General features: G+C 37.9%; 20 protein-coding genes. 8 read left to right on the forward strand and 12 right to left on the reverse strand.

What is annotated here, in order from left to right; all coding sequences use genetic code 11:
- Positions 1–121: 121 nt before the first annotated feature.
- Complete coding sequence (locus JUJ52_RS04995) at positions 122–616, reverse strand: hypothetical protein (protein WP_205389314.1); 495 nt, start codon at positions 614–616, stop codon at positions 122–124.
- 535 nt (positions 617–1,151) lie between these two features.
- On the opposite strand from JUJ52_RS04995, the gene JUJ52_RS05000 reads away from it, so the two are divergent.
- Positions 1,152–1,493: a hypothetical protein gene (locus JUJ52_RS05000; RefSeq protein ID WP_228088840.1), complete on the forward strand. Its 342-nt coding sequence runs from the start codon at positions 1,152–1,154 to the stop codon at positions 1,491–1,493.
- Positions 1,494–1,649: 156 nt separating this feature from the next.
- On the opposite strand, the gene JUJ52_RS05005 is transcribed toward JUJ52_RS05000, so the two are convergent.
- Entirely contained in the window at positions 1,650–1,850 is a 201-nt protein-coding gene (locus tag JUJ52_RS05005) for a hypothetical protein (protein ID WP_228088841.1), read from the reverse strand.
- 316 nt (positions 1,851–2,166) lie between these two features.
- Here JUJ52_RS05005 and JUJ52_RS05010 point away from each other — a divergent pair, with 316 nt between their 5' ends.
- Positions 2,167–2,679: a hypothetical protein gene (locus JUJ52_RS05010; protein WP_228088842.1), complete on the forward strand. Its 513-nt coding sequence runs from the start codon at positions 2,167–2,169 to the stop codon at positions 2,677–2,679.
- Between the two features lie 14 nt (positions 2,680–2,693).
- On the forward strand, positions 2,694–2,816 hold the full coding sequence (locus JUJ52_RS23320) for a hypothetical protein (RefSeq protein WP_255637474.1): 123 nt from the start codon (positions 2,694–2,696) through the stop codon (positions 2,814–2,816).
- 161 nt (positions 2,817–2,977) lie between these two features.
- Here the strand turns inward: JUJ52_RS23320 and JUJ52_RS05015 are convergent, their stop codons facing one another.
- The 3 genes from JUJ52_RS05015 to JUJ52_RS05025 form a co-directional block, all read right to left on the reverse strand.
- Positions 2,978–4,129, reverse strand: coding sequence for a M56 family metallopeptidase (locus tag JUJ52_RS05015; protein ID WP_166529966.1), 1,152 nt, complete (start codon positions 4,127–4,129; stop codon positions 2,978–2,980).
- An 8-nt stretch (positions 4,130–4,137) separates the two neighbouring features.
- The gene (locus JUJ52_RS05020) at positions 4,138–4,512 is read right to left on the reverse strand and encodes a BlaI/MecI/CopY family transcriptional regulator (RefSeq protein WP_026682378.1); all 375 of its coding nucleotides are present in this window, start codon (positions 4,510–4,512) and stop codon (positions 4,138–4,140) included.
- Between the two features lie 136 nt (positions 4,513–4,648).
- Complete coding sequence (locus JUJ52_RS05025; protein ID WP_205389310.1) at positions 4,649–5,845, reverse strand: MFS transporter; 1,197 nt, start codon at positions 5,843–5,845, stop codon at positions 4,649–4,651.
- Positions 5,846–5,979: 134 nt separating this feature from the next.
- Between JUJ52_RS05025 and JUJ52_RS05030 the strand changes: the two genes are divergently transcribed.
- The 3 genes from JUJ52_RS05030 (at position 5,980) to JUJ52_RS05040 (ending at position 8,422) form a co-directional block, all read left to right on the forward strand.
- The gene (locus tag JUJ52_RS05030) at positions 5,980–6,561 is read left to right on the forward strand and encodes a CGNR zinc finger domain-containing protein (protein WP_026682376.1); all 582 of its coding nucleotides are present in this window, start codon (positions 5,980–5,982) and stop codon (positions 6,559–6,561) included.
- Between the two features lie 431 nt (positions 6,562–6,992).
- The gene (locus JUJ52_RS05035) at positions 6,993–8,075 is read left to right on the forward strand and encodes an alpha/beta hydrolase family protein (protein ID WP_226983583.1); all 1,083 of its coding nucleotides are present in this window, start codon (positions 6,993–6,995) and stop codon (positions 8,073–8,075) included.
- Positions 8,072–8,422: a hypothetical protein gene (locus JUJ52_RS05040; protein ID WP_226983582.1), complete on the forward strand. Its 351-nt coding sequence runs from the start codon at positions 8,072–8,074 to the stop codon at positions 8,420–8,422. The genes JUJ52_RS05035 and JUJ52_RS05040 overlap by 4 nt, the downstream gene beginning before the upstream one ends.
- Positions 8,423–8,449: 27 nt before the next feature.
- Here JUJ52_RS05040 and JUJ52_RS05045 read toward each other — a convergent pair whose 3' ends face one another.
- From JUJ52_RS05045 to JUJ52_RS05075, 7 genes are all read right to left on the reverse strand, one after another.
- On the reverse strand, positions 8,450–9,475 hold the full coding sequence (locus tag JUJ52_RS05045; RefSeq protein ID WP_228088843.1) for a MerR family transcriptional regulator: 1,026 nt from the start codon (positions 9,473–9,475) through the stop codon (positions 8,450–8,452).
- 311 nt (positions 9,476–9,786) lie between these two features.
- Positions 9,787–11,661 (reverse strand): beta-glucoside-specific PTS transporter subunit IIABC, encoded by a 1,875-nt coding sequence (locus tag JUJ52_RS05050; RefSeq protein WP_205389306.1) that lies wholly within the window; start codon positions 11,659–11,661, stop codon positions 9,787–9,789.
- 188 nt (positions 11,662–11,849) lie between these two features.
- Complete coding sequence (gene licT / locus JUJ52_RS05055; protein ID WP_205389305.1) at positions 11,850–12,680, reverse strand: BglG family transcription antiterminator LicT; 831 nt, start codon at positions 12,678–12,680, stop codon at positions 11,850–11,852.
- A gap of 238 nt (positions 12,681–12,918) precedes the next feature.
- On the reverse strand, positions 12,919–14,355 hold the full coding sequence (gene ascB, locus JUJ52_RS05060) for a 6-phospho-beta-glucosidase (RefSeq protein ID WP_205389301.1): 1,437 nt from the start codon (positions 14,353–14,355) through the stop codon (positions 12,919–12,921).
- Positions 14,356–14,653: 298 nt separating this feature from the next.
- Positions 14,654–15,838 (reverse strand): alanine racemase, encoded by a 1,185-nt coding sequence (gene alr / locus JUJ52_RS05065; RefSeq protein ID WP_121604151.1) that lies wholly within the window; start codon positions 15,836–15,838, stop codon positions 14,654–14,656.
- A 245-nt stretch (positions 15,839–16,083) separates the two neighbouring features.
- Positions 16,084–17,205: an alanine dehydrogenase gene (gene ald, locus JUJ52_RS05070; RefSeq protein WP_026682369.1), complete on the reverse strand. Its 1,122-nt coding sequence runs from the start codon at positions 17,203–17,205 to the stop codon at positions 16,084–16,086.
- 113 nt (positions 17,206–17,318) lie between these two features.
- Positions 17,319–18,563: a PucR family transcriptional regulator gene (locus JUJ52_RS05075; RefSeq protein WP_205389299.1), complete on the reverse strand. Its 1,245-nt coding sequence runs from the start codon at positions 18,561–18,563 to the stop codon at positions 17,319–17,321.
- A gap of 129 nt (positions 18,564–18,692) precedes the next feature.
- Here JUJ52_RS05075 and JUJ52_RS05080 point away from each other — a divergent pair, with 129 nt between their 5' ends.
- Together JUJ52_RS05080 and mqo are read left to right on the forward strand one after the other, a co-directional pair.
- A complete protein-coding gene (locus JUJ52_RS05080; RefSeq protein WP_026682367.1) occupies positions 18,693–19,781 on the forward strand; it encodes a YkvI family membrane protein in 1,089 nt (362 codons plus the stop codon).
- A gap of 343 nt (positions 19,782–20,124) precedes the next feature.
- Positions 20,125–21,624, forward strand: coding sequence for a malate dehydrogenase (quinone) (mqo, locus tag JUJ52_RS05085; protein ID WP_205389296.1), 1,500 nt, complete (start codon positions 20,125–20,127; stop codon positions 21,622–21,624).
- Positions 21,625–21,797: the final 173 nt, after the last annotated feature.

Consider the following 21,797-nt stretch of genomic DNA (forward strand, 5'->3'; position numbering starts at 1 on the left):
AATGATAAAAACAAAGAAATTATTGTTAAAACTACTGATATTAATAGAGTAAAAATTAAAAAGTCACCGGATAAATTTAATTCATCAACTATTATATTCTGGAGCAAATTCATATTAAGTATTAAAAGTCAAAACTTCCTTTTACATTAATACTTCTAGTATTTGTAGATGGAGTACGGATGGCAATATAATATGTACCACTAGGTCCACTTAGTATAAAACTACCACTTGTTTTCCTCCCACCACCATAACTTTTTGTCCAATATTGTTTACCATTACTAGCATTAATAAATCCCAATTGTATTTTTTGTGATGAGGGCTTCCATGTAATTACACCAACCTTTACTTTTTGATTTTTTGACATTTTATACTTGTTTTTAGATTTAACATGTTTATTTATACCAAGAGAAGAATGTCTAACCGTAAAATTTAAAAATGGTGATATTTTGTCAATAGATTCTTCTTCAGTAGATTGATCCTTTTCATACACAAGTTCAGCAACAAAATCTTCTGAATCCATATTCGAAATTGAACTTTCCTCTGCACTTGCAGTACCCACATGAAATAAAAACATAAAAAACAGACTAAACACCATTACAAAATACTTCTTAACCATTGTTACAGCTCCTTTTTAAGCATTACGTTTTACCTATCACTAGTAATTTAAAGATATAACCTATGAATAATTAACTGTGATTATTCTATTATAATAGCTATATTTACTTTTTACTACATGCATGTAGTAAAAATATATTCATTTAGCTTAATTTAAATATGCTTTAAAAAAGTATGGTGTAGTTTTAATAAATAATCTAGACAGTCTTTAAATTTAGAATTAATTTATTAACGATTTATTAGCATCTTTTAAAAATATATTCGTTTTAACCTACGCTAAATTCATTCTTTTCGGATAGTTAATATTTACAATGAATCACTACGATGGTATAGTGATAATTGTACTACATAATTGTAGTTCATAATTTATTTTTGTAATTGCACGTCTTTTTAATTACAAAATGAATGTTGATAACTAGTAAAAGGAGGATAGTTAATAAGGAAACTTTAAACGAATGCTGATTTGGAAAAAGAAAATCATAGGTTTAAAGATTCCCGTAATTTTATTTATATTTATGTACAGGGGGGTTTTAATTTTGAAAAAATCACTCAATTCATTTTTAATTATTGGTTTATTATTAAGCCTAGTATCGCCTTTAAGCGTATTCGCATCTGATTTAACATCGGAAAATACAATGGAGAAAGATTATAAAGAATTGATGGGATTGATTGAGTCCTCAGAGAAAGAAAAATATAAAAAGGAAATGTCTAATTTAACTCAAGAAGAAATATATGAAAACTTTATAAAAATTGATCAAGAATATGATATTGGGGAGGAATTTTCACTAAAAGACCAAGCTTTTATTGAAATGTATGCAAAACCAGTTGATTCTTGGGAAATAACTCCGTTTAAATCAAAGAAAATTTTCTGGATCTAAGAGTCAAAATGGCGTAACCGTTAAAGTAAGTGGTACAATTAAAGATGACATTCAAAATGTTATTAATCAAAGCTTTGGAGCTTCTAACCTAAAAACTAGTACAACAAAAGGTGCTAGTAAAGTAAAGTCTGTAAAAACAACAGTTCATCATACTGCTTATGGTTTAATAGGAAGTGGAGGAGTTGGTAAAGTATATTCTGGAACTTTATCTACTTCTGGAAAAAATAGTACATTGACTGGAACTAAGAGATACACTGCAGTTGTTGCATATGCTTCAACATGGGCTACTGCTACTGTTAAGCATTCTGGCGGTACTTTTACAGTTACTCCAAAATAAAATAGTGGGAGGATAATCATGTTAAGTAGTTTTGGGATTATTGGATCTATTATTACATTTTCAGTTTTGGCTGGATTAATTTATTTGTTTAGAAGACTGATTAAAAGAGATAATAGGAGTATGATTGACCAAAAAGAGTAACTTAAAAGTTACTCTTTTTGATTAGGTATCATTATAATTATGATAAGAACTAATGTATCTTGCATAAAACCCCTCCTAAGTTCTATTTTTGGGTAGAAATTAGGGAATAAGAAATATTTAGGGGAATAAACTCATTATATAGTATAAAGTAAGGATAAGTGGCCAAGGATTTAGCCTAAATAAAGAGAATGGTTTATGACGGAGAAAAAAACGAAGTCTTTTTGTCGTGAAGAATCCCCCTGCTACACTTTTGAGGCCAGTCGGTGCACCCTTGTAGTTGCCGAAACTGCTACTGTTAGTGAAAATAACTCAGATTCTGTTTCAACATTTGCTAGTCATAGTGGAAAACCAGGTTCAAAATGGAAAACAAGTTATAAAGTTGACTTTTGGGGAGTTTATTTAGCGGCCAGAGCTAAAATAAATACTAGTTACACAGTCAACAAAGGTTCTATTAAGATAACTGACGTTACTAAAGCTGGCACAAAAGCAAATGCACCAACAACCATAGTAGTTGACTCTTTGAAAAAAGTCATTAATAATAAGAAAACAGTAAAAAGTCGAGGTTCATTTACTAAAGTAAATGGGATAGTTATTGGAGGTCAACCAATCGGGTTTAGCGATTCTTTTGATTTAACAACTACTTTAAAAATCACAAGTGCTACTAATTCAAAAGTGAAATGGACTTCTAGCTCTAAATCTTCAAAATAAAAGGAGTTATTTTTATGGGTGGTTTTGAACTCAATACGTTCTTTTCTCAAATAATATTTGTAGGGGTAGGGGCTTTAATAGTTTTTTTCCTATTTCGTTATTTGTTAACTAAAAAAAGAAAAAAAAAGAAAAGATAAAACTTCAACCCTTTGTGAGCAAATGTTGCTGGTAGATAGATAATACTAAAAAGAAGGCGACTTATGCAATGCATGTATAAGCCGCTTTCTTTGAGTATTAAAGAATATGATTTCTCGTATAAGTGATTTATTATAATTAATGATGTTTTACTTTATTCTATTCATTCGTCTTCTAAAACTATTTCACCATTTTCAACTTGTTTAAGAATTTCTTCCCAATCTTCTCTCGAGAATTTAGATTCATCAGATTTCTTGACTGAATTTATTTCATAATTACTCCCTTCTTCTTGTTCTTCTGTTGACTTGTCAATACCAGCTTTAAAAAGCACCACTTCTGATACTCTATTTATATTTTTGTGAATTAAGTTAGCACTTACAACACTACCGCTTCCGATAGCTATAAATATTATGAAGGATAGGAATACAATAGATTTACTAACCTTTTTTGCTTCTAATATTCTCAATAATCTTTTTCTTAAATTGACTTGACCTGTCGCAAAAAAAGTACCCAAAAGATATGGGTTTGTCTCTTGATTGGAACGGTAGATCATATTTAAAATGGTTTCACCATATTTTTTTCTCTCTCTGTGAGACATTTTTATCACGACATCTTCATCGCAGGAAAGTTCACTCCATTTATTGATTTCTTTTTGTAATATATAAACAAATGGGTTATACCAATGGAGTATGGTTGCGAGCAACGCAGCTCTCTTTACCCATAAATCTTTTCGCTTATAATGTATTAATTCATGCTTAATTATCATTTCTAACTCATCTGGTAGAATATCATGCATCGGTAATACAATAGTAGGCTTAAAAACACCAATAATTATGGGACTGATATTTAAACGACAAAATACGATTTCGACAGGAGAGTTTAGATTCATATTCTCCATCTGTTTGCGTAGAACATCGTATACAATATTTTCTTTTGGAACAGAAAAGCAACTCGCTTTAAGTTTTTTCGTGAATCGCATAAATATATATATAAATCTTAAACTACTAATCGTTACGCCAATAACCCAAACTACAACAACGACTTGAAAAAAAGCCGTTGTTAAAGATAAGACAGGTTGAAAAATAATAGATTGTTCTATATATTGAGTAGTCACATCTTCGCTGTTAATTACCGATAATAAATCTGACACTAGAAAGACTGGAACAAGAAAAAAGAATAAAGATAATTTTCTATTCCGATAATACCACTTTGATGAAAGAGTCCTTTTAGAAAGATATGTTATAAATAGTGAAAATAACAATACACTGCTTCCTGCTATAGATAGACCAATAATTATAGTTAGATATTCCACCATTATCAAACCTACTTATCATCAAACCATTTTTTGATTTCATCCAATTCTTCAGAATTAATATCGTCATCATAAAGTGTCGCTAAAAAATTTTTCACAGATCCTTTATACATCGTATTTAAAAAACCCTGTGCTTTCTTTTTTTCGTACATTTCAAACGATAATCTTGGGCTATAAACATTTGACCGTCCTTCTCTCTTTACAGCAAGCATCCCTTTATCTTCTAACCTAGAAAGAAAGGTTGCGATTGTTTGCCCTTTCCATTTTTTACCTTCTTTTACTAGAAAAACTTCCAATAATTCATTCGATTTAAAGGGACGATTTATTTTCCAAATTTCTTTCATTATTTTCATTTCCGTTTCAGATAGACTTTGGAAATCATTCAATTTATACACCTCGTATTAAATTGCATTTTACATTATAATTAATTACTACATCAATATAGTAACATGCTACTATATTATCTTTAATCTTGTCAATTTGCTATATTTCATAGTTTATAAGAGCTTAACTATAATATGATTATTCTGGATGCATAAAAAATGTAATTACTGCACCGATTGCTAATATTAAGCCACCCATTCCAAATGCATAAGAGTAATCTCCACTTATTGTTCGAAGGTACCCACCAAGGAATACACCTAATGCAGCAAATATTTGGTGAAGAAGCCAACTAAACCCTAGAATACTTCCCATTGCATTTTTACCAAATCGATCACCAATAATCCCCGTAACTAGTGGAATGATTGGCATTGATGAAACTCCATAAACAATTGAAAATACATATAACTGCCATATCCCCGGTGATATTGCTAGCCAAATAAATGCTATCAGGCGAATAATATAAAGCATAATCAACAAATTTTTCTTTCCAAAATTACGAGTTAATTGTCCTGTTACAAACATTGAAACTGCACTCGCAAAAGCAGCAATACCAAGTAATTGCCCCCCAAGTGAGGTATCCCCCCCTAGATCAACTGCGAAATTTGGAAGATGCATGGTTACTAAGTATAGTGTAAAACCACAAGAAGCAAATCCTAGGCTTGCAATCCAAAACTGACCACTTCTTAATGCCTCTGACAATTTTGCACTCTGAGGTGGTGAAAATATTGCCGTAGAATCTCCATCTGGCAATTGACCAACATCTTCTGGATTATTTTTAACTGCAAATAAAACTAAAGGCACGACAACAACCAGAATAATCATTCCAAGTACCACAAATGCAGAGCGGAAACCAGTGTTAGCAATTAGATAACCAGTTAAAGGTAATAGTAAAAGTTGACCAATGTTCATTCCCATTGAACTTCTTGAAAGCATTTTAGCCCGTTTCTTCACAAACCATCTTGATACTAATACTGAGTTGGCCATAGAACCACAGCCTGCAAAACCAATTGCGGTAAAAACCCCATAATAAATAAAGAATTGCCATACTTCAGTGATTGTTGCGGATAACAAAAATGCAATTCCCATTAACGCTGCACTACTAGCAATTACTGACTTAGGACCAAACCTATCAATCAATTTTCCCATAATCGGTTGGAAAATTCCCCAAGTTATCATATTGAGAGACACTGCTAAACTAAGTGTTGTTAAGTCCCATCCGTAGGTGTTATTCAGTGGAGCAAAAAATTGCCCTGCTGTCAGGTTTAGACCAAATGCTCCCATAAGTGTGATAAATGTAATCAGAATAACTCGATTACCCATAAAAGAATGTTGCAAAAAATCTCCTCCTATAAATGTATTAACCATTAAATTTCGGTTTTAATGGTTAATACAATATACAATTATAATTAACCTGTCAAGTATGCTACAATAGGTTAATATTAAAATAATTATAGAAATGAGGGATTATAATGGTTAGTGAAAGTAACTTCCCACTAATTTCTGGTTATCTATCTTTGGATTTGGTAAATACAGAAGTGGTTCGGAATGGAACCCGATATGATTTGTTGACAAAATCAGAAGATGTAATTAATTGGGTGAATACTTTACTAGAGGAGAATATTCTTCTAACTAAACAAATTTCAGATAATGTACAAGAGTGGTCTAGTCAGGTCTTACCAATCTTAAGAGAGATTCGCTCATTTTTGCGTAAGGGATATGAAAGTTTAGCCGATGGAGAAGATCTTTCTGAAGGGTGGATTAATTATCTGGAAACAGTTATTGAAAAGGCACCATTCACTTATAAGGTAGAAAATAATGAGTTAATACCTGTCCCCATTGGACAACCATCTAATGTTTTAATTTCGCTAGTAGCACTGGATGCTATTAAACTTTATACAAGCAATAAATTATCCTCTATACATCGTTGTGCGAATCCAAGTTGCGTTTTATTGTTTATCGATACTCGTGGAAGGCGAAAATGGTGTTCAATGAGAATATGCGGAAATCGTGAAAAAGTTACTCGCTTTCAAAGGCGACAAAAACAAGAATGAAAGTAATTATTCTAAAAGAAGACTTAAGATTAATATAATTGGAGTGACTTACGCAAAGGGCTATTAAAGGATATGATTATAATGAATCACAAATTAATCTGAACATATCCTAACTTTAAACTTAATCATGAGTAAGGAAAGCAATGTATCCACTGCCCGCTCAGAGGTCACCTATATTATTAACGCCTATACCATGTACTTCTTTTAAGCAATCATTAAAAAATAAAGTCAATACTTCCTTAAAGAGCCTCGTACAGAATATCTAGAGAAGAAATTCGCCATTCACCAACTTCGCCTTTCCGTTAAGTTGCAGTGATTGAATGAATAAAATAGTCCTTGAATCTCCACCTACTGGATAATGTATTGTTTATATTAGCAAGCAGCTAGCATTTGAAGCTAGAAGCTAACGTAAACGAGGAGGTTCTATGCATATGAGATTTTTTGAGATAGTCGTTATTGTCTTCAACCTTTTGCTGATCGGTTGGATTCTAGTTGCCAAGAAAAAGCCTGTGCCTTGGTTGCTTATTGGTTTCGGTGTTTCCGCCATTCTAATACTGATACATGGAGTTATTGAAGGCTGGCGCTGGCAGATGATTCCGGCTTATGTTATGACAGTAGTTCCGTTAGTGGCTGTAGCCGGTAGATTGCTGTTCAAATCCGAACAGTCTGCTGAGCGAGTGGTGACAAAAGCATCCCGCGTAAAACGAATAGCACTGATAACGTTAGCTGTAATCTATTCTTCCGTGGCCGTTGCGCTGCCGCTTATACTTCCGGTCTTCACCTTTGAGGAGCCGACAGGTCCGTACAAAATCGGCACCGTTACCTACGACTGGAAGGATCAGGCGCGGGATGAAACCTTCACGCCAGATCCGGGTGACAAGCGAGAGTTAATGGTGCAGATCTGGTATCCTGCAGATGCTCAAGCAGAAGGAGAAACAGAGCTCTATTTTTCTAACCCAGATGTGTTTGTGGAGGGGTATAGTAAGCTTCTGAATATGCCGAAACTGTTGTTTACGACGTTCGCTTATGTTAAAACACATGCCATTGAGAACGCGGCGATTTCCAATCGGGAGCCATCTTATCCGGTTCTTATTTTCTCGCATGGATTTAGTGGGCATAAGAATCAGAATACTTTTCAGATCGAGCATTTAGTGAGTCATGGATATATAGTGGTGGGCATAGATCATACGTACAGTAGTACAGCATCTGTTTTTGCTGATGGTCGTGTTGCAAACTTTGTGCCACAAGATACCGAATCAATCGCTTACTTGGATAAAGCGAATGAAGGCTGGGTAGCAGATGCCAAGTTTGTGCTGGATCAAGTAGAGAAGCTAGCCAATAATGATCCGGATCGTCGTTTTACGGGTCGCATGGATATGAGCAATGTAGGGATGTTTGGCCACTCTTTTGGAGGGGCGACAAGTGCACAGATGCTAATGTCGGATTCTAGAATAAAGGCTGCAATTAATATGGCATTTTATATGGAAAACAACGGATTCCAGCAGAAGGGATGAAAAAGCCCTTTATGATGATGAGTGCCGATGACTCCATAGAGGTGAAAAACACCGCAGATACAGTGTCTGTCCAAATTATAGAGGAAACGTTACCGCGGTATAAACATGTGGCTGTAGGTGGAAATTACTGGATGAAAATAAAAGACATGAAGCATATGGGCTTCTCTGATTTATATCTGTTTTCACCAATATATGAAAAACTGGAGGGGGTTGATGCCCGAAAGGCTCATCGGCTCATTAACGATTACACGCAGGATTTCTTCGATCATTATTTAAAGCAGCAGCCATTTAAGCTATTGGAGCAAAATATGGGTGAACACCAGGCGTTTGAGCTGGAAAAAGGCTAAATGGTACAGGTGAACAGCCAGGGGACGTTAGCCTTCAGGCTGTTCGCATGATTGATCTGACAGTTGCTCTAGCTTTAGCTGTAAGCTCTGATAAAGTACGAGATTACCTTTTGCAAGCAAATGAAATGAAGGACTTATAATGGAACATAGTGTATTGCAGCGTTCGAGCAGTGGCGCCCTCGTTTGCTGAACATATTCTGCAAAAGAACGGATAAAATCTTCCTTATTAAATGCTTGCTCTGTATTGACATAAAGCATAATCATATCCTCGACAATGGCCTGTACATAAGGACTGTCGGCAGCATGTTTTTTATCCACCGCATGATTCAATCGATATTGTATATTCTCAAGCTTTTTCATCCATGTGGCTACACTGTAACGAGGTTTATAACCTGTATGTAAGAAGAAAAACTCAATATTATTCAGTTCCTTGATAAATTGGGGATCGTTTATCAGCTCCTGAAGCTCATTCCAAGCGGCTGTTTGTTTTGCTGTTACCCTCGCTTGATTGACAATATATTTATTGAAAAAATATAACATTGGCTCCTTCCATTCTGAAGGAATCTCTGCAAAAATGTTCAAGGTTTCCACCTTCTCAGAAATGAACTGTTTTCGTTTCTCGATAGTTAATTCTTTTTCATGAACGAGGTCGTAAACATAACGCAGTGAATCCCCTTGGTGCTGCTTCGCCTGACGTAAAATCTCAATCATATTGGTGAGTGCGCTAGCCTGTGTCGAAAGCGATTCGATCTGCCAATCGAGTGCCTTTTCAACCGGCAATTCCCCAGAAATGAGCTGGCTTATTTCATCAATACTAAAATCAAGATAGCGCAAGGTAATCGTTAACTCTAAACGCCATATATCTTCTGCCGTATATAATCGATGTCCACCATCCGTATGACTCGTAGGCTTTATTAACCCAATTTCATCGTAATAACGGACGGTTCTGACCTTAGTTCCAATCATTTTCGCCACTTGCCCAATGGAAAACGTATCCGTCACAGCTTTAGAATCTAAAACCTTCTGAAAATCCATGCCGCTGTTTGCATGCACATGACTCACCTCCAATATCTTATTTTACGTTCTCCAGTTACTGGAGATTCAACCTGATTATACTACGTAAGCATGTCCCGGAAAGGGAGTTGCTTTGATAATACCATCATTGTATCCTTCCAAAGGGTGTGTCTTACAAATACTATTGTACTAGAAAAAATAGAATTGTACTGTACGATATACAACTATATACGGCCTTTTTCAAAACTAAACTGCCTTCCCCCTGTTCCATTCAGGGCAAAGGCAGTATAGGTGCGTTTTCTTGTCTCATATTACTAGGTTAGTTCATTACAATAGAGGGTTTTATTTGTTTAGTCCTTTGCAACAAGTGTCAGGATCGAATCTTTTTCTTTTACTTGATTTTCAGCTGTAGCATCGACCGTACTGTATTGGTTCGAGTTGGTGACAATGATTGGAGTTGTTACATCATAACCGGCCTCCTTGATTTTATTTATATCAAATGCTACTAAAACATCACCAATGTTCACTACATCTCCCTGTTGGATGTGAGAAGTGAAGTACTGCCCATCTAACTGTACGGTATCTATACCAACGTGGATCAATAGTTCAGCACCATTCTCCGAAACGATACCAATCGCATGCTTGGTTTTAAAGGCAACGGAGATGGTTCCATTAACTGGAGAAACAACCCGACCTGTCTGAGGCTTAATCGCAATCCCTTGACCCATTGCCTCTGAAGCGAAGGTAGGATCAGCTACATTGGTCAATGCAATTGCCTCTCCTTCCAATGGGCTAAAAATTTGCTCATCTACCGATTCTATATTATCGTCTTTTATAGCTGTGTTTGCTTCCTCAACAGTTTCTTCCACTGGATCATCAAAGCCTAGCATATAGGTTAGCACGGCAGAGATTATGAAGGAAGCGGTAATTCCAAGAATTAAGGCGAAAAATCCTTCGCCACCTGGCCCGTAGAAGATCGGTAGGGTTAATAACCCTGGTGCACCGGAGGCAAATGCTTGTGTACCACCGTATCCGATAATTGCCCCACCAACGGCCCCACCGATAATGCCGGCGATAAAGGGTTTCTTCAATCGTAAGGTTACTCCGTAAACCGCAGGCTCGGTAATCCCGAATAATGCGGTAACCGTGGCTGAACCGGAAAGTGCTTTTAATTTTTTGTTTTTCGTTTTTAAGAATACCCCAAAGGCTGCTCCAGTTTGAGCGAATACCGAAGCGGTAGCTGCTGGTTTAATTCCATCCTGTCCGTAAACAGCGATGTTATTGATAAAGACAGGAACAAGTCCCCAGTGCACCCCAAAGATAACGAATAGTTGCCAGCCAGCCCCTAATGCTGCTCCTGCAAGTAATGGGCTAAAATTAAATCCAGCAAGTAGTGCGTCGGCAATCCCATTACCAATCGATACACCGATTGGTCCGAAGACAATTAAGGTAATTGGCACCATTACGACTAAAGAGATTAACGGTGTTAAAAAGTTTTTCACGCTTTGGTGAATATAGCGATTCGAGAGCTTTTCTACATAACTCATCATAATTACAGATAGAATAATCGGTATAACCGTTGATGAATAAGGCATCATCACGACAGGAATGCCGAAGAAATCGATAGCAGCATCCTGTGCTTCTAATTCTACAATGGTTGGATAGACAAGTGCGCCAGCTACTGTCAATGCGGTAAAAACATTCGCACCAAATTTACGTGCGGTGGTTACCGCTAATAGTAGTGGTAGGAAATAAAATAAGCTATCTGAAGCTGCATATAAAATCGTGTAGGTGCTTCCGGCTGGGTCTAACCAATTTAGGTTATCAGCAATTAATAGTAGCCCCTTCAAAATACCTGCTCCAGCCATTACGCCTAACAATGGTGCAAAAATACTAGAAATGACATCTACGACACGTCCGACAATATTCCCCTTTGATTCATTAGTGGAAGCATCTGTCGTTTTTTTATCATCTTCTAGAATATTAGAAATCGCACCAATTGCTTGGTACACTTCGGGCACGGTGTTTCCGATAACCACTTGGAATTGTCCACCGCTCTCCTTCACTGTAATAATACCCTCTGTATTTTCTAATTTGTCCTTATTAGGCTTCGAAGGATCCTGTAAGGTAAAGCGTAGACGCGTAGCACAATGAACAAGTGATTGTACATTATCCTCGCCGCCCACATGATGTATAATTTCTTTAGCTAATGCTTGGTTATCCATAGTAAACCTCCTCTAGGCGTTTGAGCGAAAAGAGTATGAAAAAAACCTAAGCCAATAGAAGAGCTAGAACATACTCGTGTTCCTCTTCCATGACTTAGGTTTTGCCTGCTTAATCAGTAACAATCCTAATCGCTTTTATGATTTATTTGTTAAGATATTTCATGATGACAGGGCTATCCATCTGGATTTTAACGGTTCACGACACGTTCGATATGAATCGTTAAATAAAGCATTTCTTCATTTGTCAGCTCGTGATTATATTGCCTTTTAATATAGCTTTTAATCTTCTCGGTGCATTTGGATGCTTCTTTATGCTTTTGCTTAATCATGATATATAAGTAATCATCATCATTTTTATAATGAGAACCATTAAATACACGTTGGGCAAAATATTTGAGGTGTGTAATAAAGCGTCCGTAGTTCAACGAATCTTCATTGAACTCCACATTAAAATGATATTTGACGATATTGATAATCTGTTGAATAAACTTCGTCGTGTTAAACGTATTTTCTGTGTCCTCATTCATATTTGCTTCAATAATATGAATGGCGATAAACGCTGCCTCATCCTCGGGCAGCTCGACATCAAACCGTTGATTAATGCGTGCTACTGCTCTTTTTCCAACCGCAAATTCATCCTTATACAACTGCTTAATTTCCCAAAGAATACCATTTTGTATGGTAATCCCTTGCTGATAACGCTCGATAGAAAAATGAATATGGTCTGGAAGGGATAAATAAATTTTTTCATTGAGCTCTGTATTCAAGGCTTCCTTAGCATCCTTAATGATCAGCTCAACCTCAGACATGAGCTCAGCCGGAATTTCTCGTAGCAATAGCTTAAAGTTATCAAAGGTTTGCTGATCCTTTAAGGTGAACACCTTTTCAATTTTATCCGCTTCGATTTCTTGACCAGCTTTCTTTTGAAATGCTAGCCCTCTTCCCATGACAACCAATTCCATGCCTTCTTCATCAAATGCACTGACAACATTGTTATTTAGTACTTTATGAATCTTCATTCGCTATCCTTCCTTCACATACAACGTTCGTGAAAAGTAAAAGAACCTAAGCCACTTTGAAATAAACCTAATACAGGTCTATAAAAGGTGACTTAGGTTTTGCCTGCTGACCAGTTACAACCCTAATCATCATATCTATAGTTATTAATAACTTACTAGTATTATAAGCCTATTTCTTTTCATACGTCAACGCTTTCATAAAAGAAAGAGCATACCAAAGTTCTTATTCGTTAAAATGCTAATCAAGTTGCTGACCATTAGATGAAATAACGCGTTTATACCAGTCAAAGCTCTTCTTTTTGATTCGCTTACCAGTACCATTTCCTTCATTGTCGCGATCGACATAAATATAGCCATATCGCTTTTTCATTTCTCCGGAAGAGGCACTGACAATATCGATAGGCCCCCAGTTTGTATAACCAATAATTGGTACGCCATCTTCGATCGCTTCAGCCATTTCGGCAATGTGTCTACGTAAATATGCAATACGGTAATCATCTTCAATCGTTCCAGCCTCAGTTACTTGGTCAATAGCACCTAAGCCATTTTCTACTACGAACAACGGTTTTTGATAGCGATCATACAATTGATTTGCGGTGATGCGAAATCCAACTGGGTCAATCGTCCAGCCCCATTCTGATTTAGATACATAAGGGTTCACTGCTGAACCGAATACGTTCCCGCTTGTCGCTTTTTTCATCACTTCTTTGTCAGAGCTGATCGTTCTACTGGAATAATAGCTAAATCCGATGTAATCGACTGTATGATTCTTGAGGATTTCAAGATCTCCAGGCTCCATCGCAATGTGAATGTTATTTTCGTTGAAGAAGCGGTTTGCATAGCCTGGATATTCCCCACGTGCTTGTACATCGATAAAGAAGAAGGATTCACGATCCTTATCCATCGCCAGCTTTACATCTTCTGGATTACAACTGTATGGATAGAACATCCCTGCTGCTAGCATACAGCCAATTTGTGCATCTGGAATGATTTCATGACATGCTTTTACTGCTAAGGCACTAGCCACTAATTGATGATGGGCTGCTTGATATTGAATTTGTTTTTGATTATCTCCTTCAGCGAAGACCAGTCCAGCACCGAGGAATGGAAGGTGAAGCAGCATGTTTATTTCATTAAAGGTCATCCAATATTTCACCTTGTCTTGGTAACGTTCGAACACCGTTTTTGCATAGCGTTCGAATAGGCTCACAAGCTCACGAGAGCGCCAGCTTCCATACGTATCAATTAAGTGAACAGGCACATCAAAGTGTGCAAGCGTTACGACTGGCTCTATATCATGCTTTCGTAGCTCGTCGAATAACGAATCATAGAATGCTAATCCTGCTTCATTTGGTGTTGCATCTTCTCCAGTTGGAAAGATCCGTGCCCAAGCAATTGACACACGTAGTGCTTTAAAGCCCATTTCTGCAAATAAAGCAATATCCTCTTTATAATTATGATAAAAATCAATCGCCTCATGAGCCGGATAGAACTCGCCAGCCAATGGTTGTAAGGAAGGAACATCCCCCTTCATGATTGCGCGACGACTATCTCCTGTCGGCAATAAATCAACAATGGTTAAGCCCTTATTATCTGTTTGATAAGCCCCTTCAGCTTGGTTTGCTGCAATTGCGCCACCCCATAAGAACCCATCTGGAAATGTATAATTTTCCATTATCTCTGCTCCTTTACGTTCCATATTTTCATAACGGCAATAAAAAAACCTGACGAATGCAAGGGACACAGCAATGGTGCTCCTTATTCGTCAGGTTATGCCCACTAAAGGTAACATTCCTTTTCGTTACGTATATGAATTACCTATAATCTAGCAGAAGCGATAATAGAAGTCAATTGGAATAGGTTACATCTATACCATCTGCTTTTGTTCTACAATATAAAAATCCGCTTTTCGTTCTTAATGGAACTTTTACGTAAAGCGGAGAAAGTCACATTTGTATTCTTTTTGCTTTTTTTCAACTACCAGTAATAACTCCTTCTTCAACCATTCCTCTAAACTCCATGGCTTTCCCGCCTCTTACATAAACACGTGGGACGCGTTTCCCCATTAAACAGGCTGTTTCATAATGAATAGTTCCCATTAAATCAGCAACCTCCTCCATGGCGACATAGCCTTCGCTAGGCTCACCAAAAATGGTAATCACATCCTCTAAGCTGACATTCTTATTAACCTCGGTAATATCAATCATTGATTGATCCATACAGATTCTGCCGACGATCGGTACGCGTTTTCCGTGGACGGTTACATCGCCACGATTGGATAGTAAGCGCGAAAAGCCATCTGCATAGCCAACGGGAATGGTTGCTATCTTACTTTCCCTTGTAGTCTGAAAGGTTAGTCCATAACTTATCAATTCATTGCGAGCTAATGTCTTGATATGGATAGGCTTGGTTTTGAAGCTCATGGCCTGGGTCAAGTTAATCTTTTCCTTGAGATGTTTCTCTGGATATAAACCATAAAGCCCAATACCGACACGTACCATGTCTAGATGCATAGCTGGATAGGCGATGGTTGCTGCGGTATTACAGCAGTGAATAATTGGAATATGGCGGTATTGCTTGAGAAATGAAATAACCAAACAAAATTGATGGAATTGCTTCTCTGTATAAGTTGGATCGGTATTATCTGCATCGGCAAAGTGTGTGAAGGCACCCTCCAGTATGACATAGTCGGATGTAGCTGCTTCGACTACTTGAATGGCTTTTTCTTTACTGTTCACACCAATTCGATTCATGCCACTTTCGATCTTTAAGTGAATACGTGCGGGCTTCTGCAGCACCTCTGCTTCATGCTTCACTTTCATAGCTGCTTCTTCTGTGAAAATTGTCAAGGTAATATCCAGCTCGATCGCTGTTCTCACACCAGCTGGGTGTGTATATCCAAGTACGAGAATAGGGAAATCAATTCCTGCTCGCCGCAACTGAATCGCCTCATCTAATAAGGCGACAGCGAGATAGTCAGCACCGGCTGCAATGGCTTCATTTGCAACTTCTACGGCTCCGTGCCCATAGCCATCTGCCTTGACGACAGCCATCAGTTTGGTTTGCTTGCCGATATGATTTCTAAAGGCGCTGACATTATTCTTAATCGCATCTAACGAAACTTCTGCCCATGTATCGCGGTAACTTCCAAGCTTCATTTTGCATCTCTCCTTAGGTGACTACCGATGTTGAATTTCTGCAATGAGGCAACGCACTTTTCGATCATACCTAATATAAAGTAAAACTTCAATCAGTTGGGGGGTATCCCCCCCCACGGATAGTTCGTACGACAAGGATATGACCTAAAGGCCCTAGAACCAATCGTACATTTACTGGCAGTTAGTTATATGTGAATAAAAGCACCCTTCATACCAAGGTAGAAGGGCACATAGCTGCTATTTACTTATGCGTCTTTCAATACATCTTCCGGTGATACGAAATCGTACCCAAGATCTGCTGCGACTGCTTCGTATGTTACTTTTCCATTCATCACATTGACACCGGAAAGGATTGCTGGATTATCCTGAATCGCTTTCACAGCGCCCTTCGATGCAATTTGTACAGCATATGGAACGGTTACGTTTGTCAAGCCAACCGTGGACGCACGTGGTACGGAACCAGGGATGTTGGCAACCGCATAATGGAGAACATCATGCTTTACATAGATTGGATCATCATGCGTGGTCGGGTGGTCCACTGTTTCAAAGTTACCTCCCTGATCGATGGCAACGTCAACAATCACAGAACCTGGCTGCATGGATTGAACCATTTTATCTGTTACTAATTTGGGAGCCTTTCTTCCTGGAATGAGCACAGAACCGATAACGAGATCCGATTCTTTCACCGCTTCTGCGATATTGTACGGATTTGACATTAATGTTTGGATGCTTGAACCAAAGATATCGTCTAGTTGACGAAGACGTACTGGGTTTAAGTCGATGATGGTTACTTCTGCACCAAAGCCAAGTGCAATTTTTGCAGCATTTGTCCCAACAACGCCCCCACCAATGACGGTTACTTTTCCGCGTTTTACCCCGGGAATTCCACCAAGGAGGATGCCTTTTCCGCCTTCCGATTTTTCAAGATATTGTGCGCCAATTTGTGTAGCCATTCGTCCAGCTACTTCGCTCATTGGTGTCAACAATGGCAATGTGCCGTTTGCTGTAATGGTTTCATAAGCGATGGCAGTTACTCCAGTTTCCACTAATGCTTTGGCTAGTTCTGGTTCTGCAGCCAAATGAAGGTATGTGAATAGAATAAGTCCTTTGCGGAAGTATTTGTATTCTGATGCAAGTGGTTCTTTTACCTTCATAATCATATCTGCTTTTTCCCAAACATCTGCAGCGTTAGCGATCATCTCTGCTCCAGCTTCTTGGTATTCCGCATCTGTAAAATTACTTCCCATACCTGCGTCTTTTTCGATATAGACGGTATGACCAGCATTTATTAAGTGAATCACCCCAGCGGGTGTCATAGCAACACGGTTCTCGTTGTTTTTAATTTCTTTTGGTACACCGATAATCATCATTATCCAACTCCTTCTCAATCAATCTGTTCTTGTATCATAACGTTTATGTAAAACGGTTTCATTATGAAAAAATATAAAAGGAAAAAACATGATTTGTGTAAATGCACAAATCATGCTTTTCGTATGCTTTCTATAATTAGATCAAGATAGGAATTTGCTTTTTGGTTTGGGTCTTTTAAATCAATGCCACTAACCTCTTTAATTCGCTTTAAGCGATAATTCATTGTATTGGGATGAATAAATAGCCTTTTGGCTGTGTTATAGACATTGCTATCACAGTGAAAATACATTTCTAATGTCGTTAGAAGGGAAGTCCCGTGAATTTGGTCATAAGCCCGTAGTTTTTCGATAAATGGGTTCTTGTATTGATTCATCTTCCGTGCAGCTGCTAATTGCTCGATAAATTGGTACACCCCTAAATCTTCGTAGAGTTTTACAGGAGCGATGGTATCTGGTAGCTTTTCTTGTAGTTTTAATACTTCTCTAGCCTGTTGGTAGGAGTTTTGGATCTGTTGCGCCGGTTGATAAACTAGTCCTGCTGCTGCAAATATGTCCGCTAAGTCTAGTTGTTGGCTAATTAGTGTAATGAAGTCGTCCATAAAGGCATACATCGTTTGCTTGTAATCGAATGCATCCTTTAGATGTACGAGCATAATAAAATCATTATTGTCAAAGAGACTTGTAATCACATGTAGCTTGACCTGCGATTCTGATAAGTAAAAGGCATGCTTTTCCATTTGTTCGGTTATTTCATCTGTAAAGCGAATAATGACAATCGCTTTATTACCATCCAAGTGCATATTGTATTTCTTTTCCCGTTGTTTAATAGCGTCCGTATCTTGCAAATCTCCACGCAACAGCTGCCAAAAGAAGTCTCGATATCCTTCTTCCAGCTTGCGATGGCGCTGTAGATCTTTGATGAAGAATTTCTTCACGTAAGCAGCCGCTTCTTTGAATAATATTAAATCCTCGTCTGTAAAGGCTTTGTCGGATGTGTGGGCCCACACAAATCCTAATATTTCATTTTGGTTGCGTACGGAAATAGCAACGCGATTGCCAAGACCAATCTCGTTAATTTTGGGAATGCGAACAGGATTATCACTGTCAATTAATTTTGGCATCACACCCTTTTTCCACAATGCATTTATTACCTTATCTGGGACCTTTCGGTTGATAATCGTGGAAATGCGGACTTGGTCGATATTGTCTTTATGTTTGCTGTAGGATACGACATGATGATTGGAATCTTCTATTGTAATTGGACATCCGAAGATATCTGCAATCTGGTCTGCAAGCTGATCGAGGGATGTTATCTTTTCCTTTAAGCTATTCAGTATATCTTTCTGTTGGGACATAGACCTTATTCCTCCGTGTATGGTTTGAACAAATAAACAAAATTTTATTCTATTATTTTAGTATATACACAAATCGATTTCATAGTGAAGATGTTATAGTAATCATGCAACACGATGGGAGGAAATACAATGAAAAAAATCCTGTTAATTGGAAGCGCTTTTATTGGGGTGATTGTTGGTGCAGGTTTCGCTTCTGGACAGGAAGTGCTACAATACTTTACTAGCTTCGGCCTGATGGGGATTATTGGGGGAGTTATTGCAACCGCTTTATTTGCGTATGTTGGGATGGCACTCGTCTGGGTCGGCAGTAAAATGAAAACGAATTCACACAAGGATGTTATTTATACAATAAGTGGGGAGACCATTTTTGGTCGCGTGATAGGGACAGTTATTGATTATATTCTTATTTTTACTCTATTTGGTGTTGGTGTGGTTATGTTGGCTGGGGCGGGTTCTAACTTAGCTCAACAATTTGGACTGCCAGCAATTTTAGGTACGATCCTTATGACAGTACTTGTCTTGGTACTTGGGATGATGAATGTGGACAAGGTTGTTTCTGTTATTGGTGGGATTACTCCTTTCTTAATTCTATTTATTGTGATGATTTCAGTCTATAGCTTTTTAACGATGGATGTGTCGTTCAGTTCCTTGGATGACTTAGCGAAGCAACAGCCGACAACATTGCCAAATTGGTTTATTGCAGGGGTGAATTATGCATCCTTCAATACAGCAGTAGGTGCATCGATGGCATTAGTAATGGGTGGTGCTGAAAAAGATAGAAGGGCAGCAGCTTTAGGAGGACTAGTTGGTGGCTTCGTGCTTGGATTACTTATTATTTTGAGTTATCTAGCCATCTTCTCTAAAATCGAGGAGGTTGGCGATATGGATATGCCAATGCTTGCGATTGTCAACGATATCTCGCCAATACTAGGTACAATTATGGCAATTGTGATCTTTGCTATGATATTTAATACAGCGATAAGTATGTTTTATTCGTTTGCTGCTCGCTTTACGAAAGTAGAGACAAGCAAGTTTAAAATCTTTTATACGATCATCCTACTCGTTGGATTTATCGTAAGTTTTATCGGGTTTACCGATCTAGTCTCTCTTTTCTATCCAACCATTGGATATATGGGACTTGTATTAATATTAGGTTTGATCTATGCGCCGATAAAACTTAAAAGAGAAGCGAAGCAAAAGCAAATAGAAGAAGCGTAAATAATGCAAAATGATGCAGGGTATCACAGGGTTGAAACACAGACCAACATCATAAAGTGAAACTTCAATCAGGGGTTCTGTTTATGGGGTATGTCTGCCAGTTATATAGAATAAATAGAATTTCGAATCTAGTCGGTGCAGCTTCAACGTTTTAGCACTCTAGTCCGCTTGTTACCTCCTTATAATTACCAAATAAAATTTAAATATTTCTTTAATAGTGGTAAACTAGAGAGTGGGTTAAATATTTCTAGGAAAGATTTGTAACGAGATACGTCTTGTTTGATGTATCATTCAACAAGAGCGATTACATCTTTTCTGTTGAAAATAGGGAGAATGAATGGGAATGAGCAAAAACTATACGAAAACAGATGTTATGTTAATTGGTGCAGGTATCATGAGTGCAACGTTAGGATCATTGTTGAAAGAATTGGTACCAGATTGGAACATTCGTGTGTTTGAAAAGCTGGAAAGAGCAGGAGAAGAGAGTTCAAACGTTTGGAATAATGCAGGTACGGGGCATGCTGCATTGTGCGAGCTGAACTATACGCATGAACAACCTGACGGCTCGATAGATATGACGAAAGCAATTAAAGTAAACGAGCAATTCCAGGTTTCAAAACAATTTTGGTCTTACCTTGTAAACAGTAATCTGATACGTAATCCAAAGGATTTTATTATGCCTTTGCCTCACATGAGTTTTGTGCAAGGGGAGAAGAACGTAGAATTTTTAAGAAAGCGCTACAAAACCATGTCAGATCATCCGTTGTTTCAGGATATGGAGTTTTCCGATGATCAGGAACAGCTTAAGAAGTGGATTCCACTCATGATGAAAGATAGGATAGCGGATGAACCAATTGCAGCAACAAAGATTGATTCTGGAACCGATGTCAATTTTGGAGAAATAACACGTAAAATGTTCGATCACTTAGAAAGTCAAGACGTTGAGGTGAACTATAGACATACGGTTGAGGACATTCAACGTTTGAGTGACGGTACATGGGAAGTAAAAGTCCATGACATCGATAATGGGAAAATCGAGTACCATACGACAGACTTTCTTTTTATCGGCGGTGGTGGAGGCAGTCTGCATTTACTGCAAAAAACCGGGATTCCTGAATCGAAGCATATTGGTGGCTTCCCTGTAAGTGGACTATTCATGGTATGTAATAACCAAGAGGTGATCGCACAGCATCATGCAAAAGTGTATGGTAAAGCTAAGGTAGGAGCTCCACCGATGTCTATGCCACACCTTGATACAAGATTTATCGACCATGAAAAATCATTGCTTTTCGGACCGTTCGCAGGCTTTTCACCGAAGTTCTTGAAAACGGGATCCATGCTAGACCTGTTAGCTTCGGTTAAAACAGATAATCTCGTGACAATGTCAGCGGCTGGTGTGAAAAATGCTTCCTTGACAAAATATTTGATTGAACAAGTGATATCTTCGAAAGAAAAGCGCATGGAAGAATTACGGGCATTTATTCCGGATGCTAAGAGTGAGGACTGGGGTCTAGTAGTAGCTGGGCAACGGGTGCAAGTGATCAAGGATACGGAGAATGGCAAAGGAACACTTCAATTTGGTACGGAGGTTGTCAGCTCTGCAGATGGCTCGATAGCTGCATTGCTAGGAGCTTCGCCAGGTGCGTCTACTGCGGTTCACGTCATGCTTGAGGTAATCGAAAAATGTTTCTCTCAACATGTAAAAGACTGGGAGCCAAAAATAAAAGAGATGATTCCTTCTTATGGTGTCTCACTAGCAGAAAATCCGGAGCTTCTTCAAGAGGTTCATACATCAACAGCACAGACACTTGGACTTGGTGAAAAAGAAAAGGTGCATAGTTAAGCTGGAACATCCATTCACATAAAGTGAAACTTCAATCAGTAGGGGGCTATGTTTATCCCCACTTATTCATATTGGCTGTGTATACTGGGATTCTGATAACAGGACAGCATTTAACGTAAACGCAGAACCTTTGATCTATGTTAAGATTAAAGGTTCTGCGTTTACATTGTAAG

The sequence above is a fragment of the Virgibacillus sp. AGTR genome, assembly GCF_016919725.2.
In the GTDB taxonomy this organism is placed as follows: Bacteria; Bacillota; Bacilli; order Bacillales; family Amphibacillaceae; genus Virgibacillus; species Virgibacillus salarius.

Bases quoted from the DNA above. Each gene is read 5' to 3' on its own strand.
- JUJ52_RS05075 (WP_205389299.1), bottom strand. From the start codon at position 18,563: ATGTCCCAACAGAAAGATATACTGAATAGCTTAAAGGAAAAGATAACA.
- licT (WP_205389305.1), bottom strand. From the start codon at position 12,680: ATGAAGATTCATAAAGTACTAAATAACAATGTTGTCAGTGCATTTGAT.
- ascB (WP_205389301.1), bottom strand. From the start codon at position 14,355: ATGGAAAATTATACATTTCCAGATGGGTTCTTATGGGGTGGCGCAATT.
- JUJ52_RS05035 (WP_226983583.1), top strand. From the start codon at position 6,993: ATGAGATTTTTTGAGATAGTCGTTATTGTCTTCAACCTTTTGCTGATC.
- JUJ52_RS05080 (WP_026682367.1), top strand. From the start codon at position 18,693: ATGAAAAAAATCCTGTTAATTGGAAGCGCTTTTATTGGGGTGATTGTT.
- JUJ52_RS05015 (WP_166529966.1), bottom strand. From the start codon at position 4,129: ATGGTGGAATATCTAACTATAATTATTGGTCTATCTATAGCAGGAAGC.
- mqo (WP_205389296.1), top strand. From the start codon at position 20,125: ATGAGCAAAAACTATACGAAAACAGATGTTATGTTAATTGGTGCAGGT.
- JUJ52_RS05050 (WP_205389306.1), bottom strand. From the start codon at position 11,661: ATGGATAACCAAGCATTAGCTAAAGAAATTATACATCATGTGGGCGGC.
- JUJ52_RS05030 (WP_026682376.1), top strand. From the start codon at position 5,980: ATGGTTAGTGAAAGTAACTTCCCACTAATTTCTGGTTATCTATCTTTG.
- ald (WP_026682369.1), bottom strand. From the start codon at position 17,205: ATGATTATCGGTGTACCAAAAGAAATTAAAAACAACGAGAACCGTGTT.
- JUJ52_RS05010 (WP_228088842.1), top strand. From the start codon at position 2,167: ATGACGGAGAAAAAAACGAAGTCTTTTTGTCGTGAAGAATCCCCCTGC.
- JUJ52_RS04995 (WP_205389314.1), bottom strand. From the start codon at position 616: ATGGTTAAGAAGTATTTTGTAATGGTGTTTAGTCTGTTTTTTATGTTT.
- alr (WP_121604151.1), bottom strand. From the start codon at position 15,838: ATGAAGCTTGGAAGTTACCGCGATACATGGGCAGAAGTTTCGTTAGAT.
- JUJ52_RS23320 (WP_255637474.1), top strand. From the start codon at position 2,694: ATGGGTGGTTTTGAACTCAATACGTTCTTTTCTCAAATAATATTTGTA.
- JUJ52_RS05005 (WP_228088841.1), bottom strand. From the start codon at position 1,850: ATGATTATCCTCCCACTATTTTATTTTGGAGTAACTGTAAAAGTACCG.
- JUJ52_RS05040 (WP_226983582.1), top strand. From the start codon at position 8,072: ATGAAAAAGCCCTTTATGATGATGAGTGCCGATGACTCCATAGAGGTG.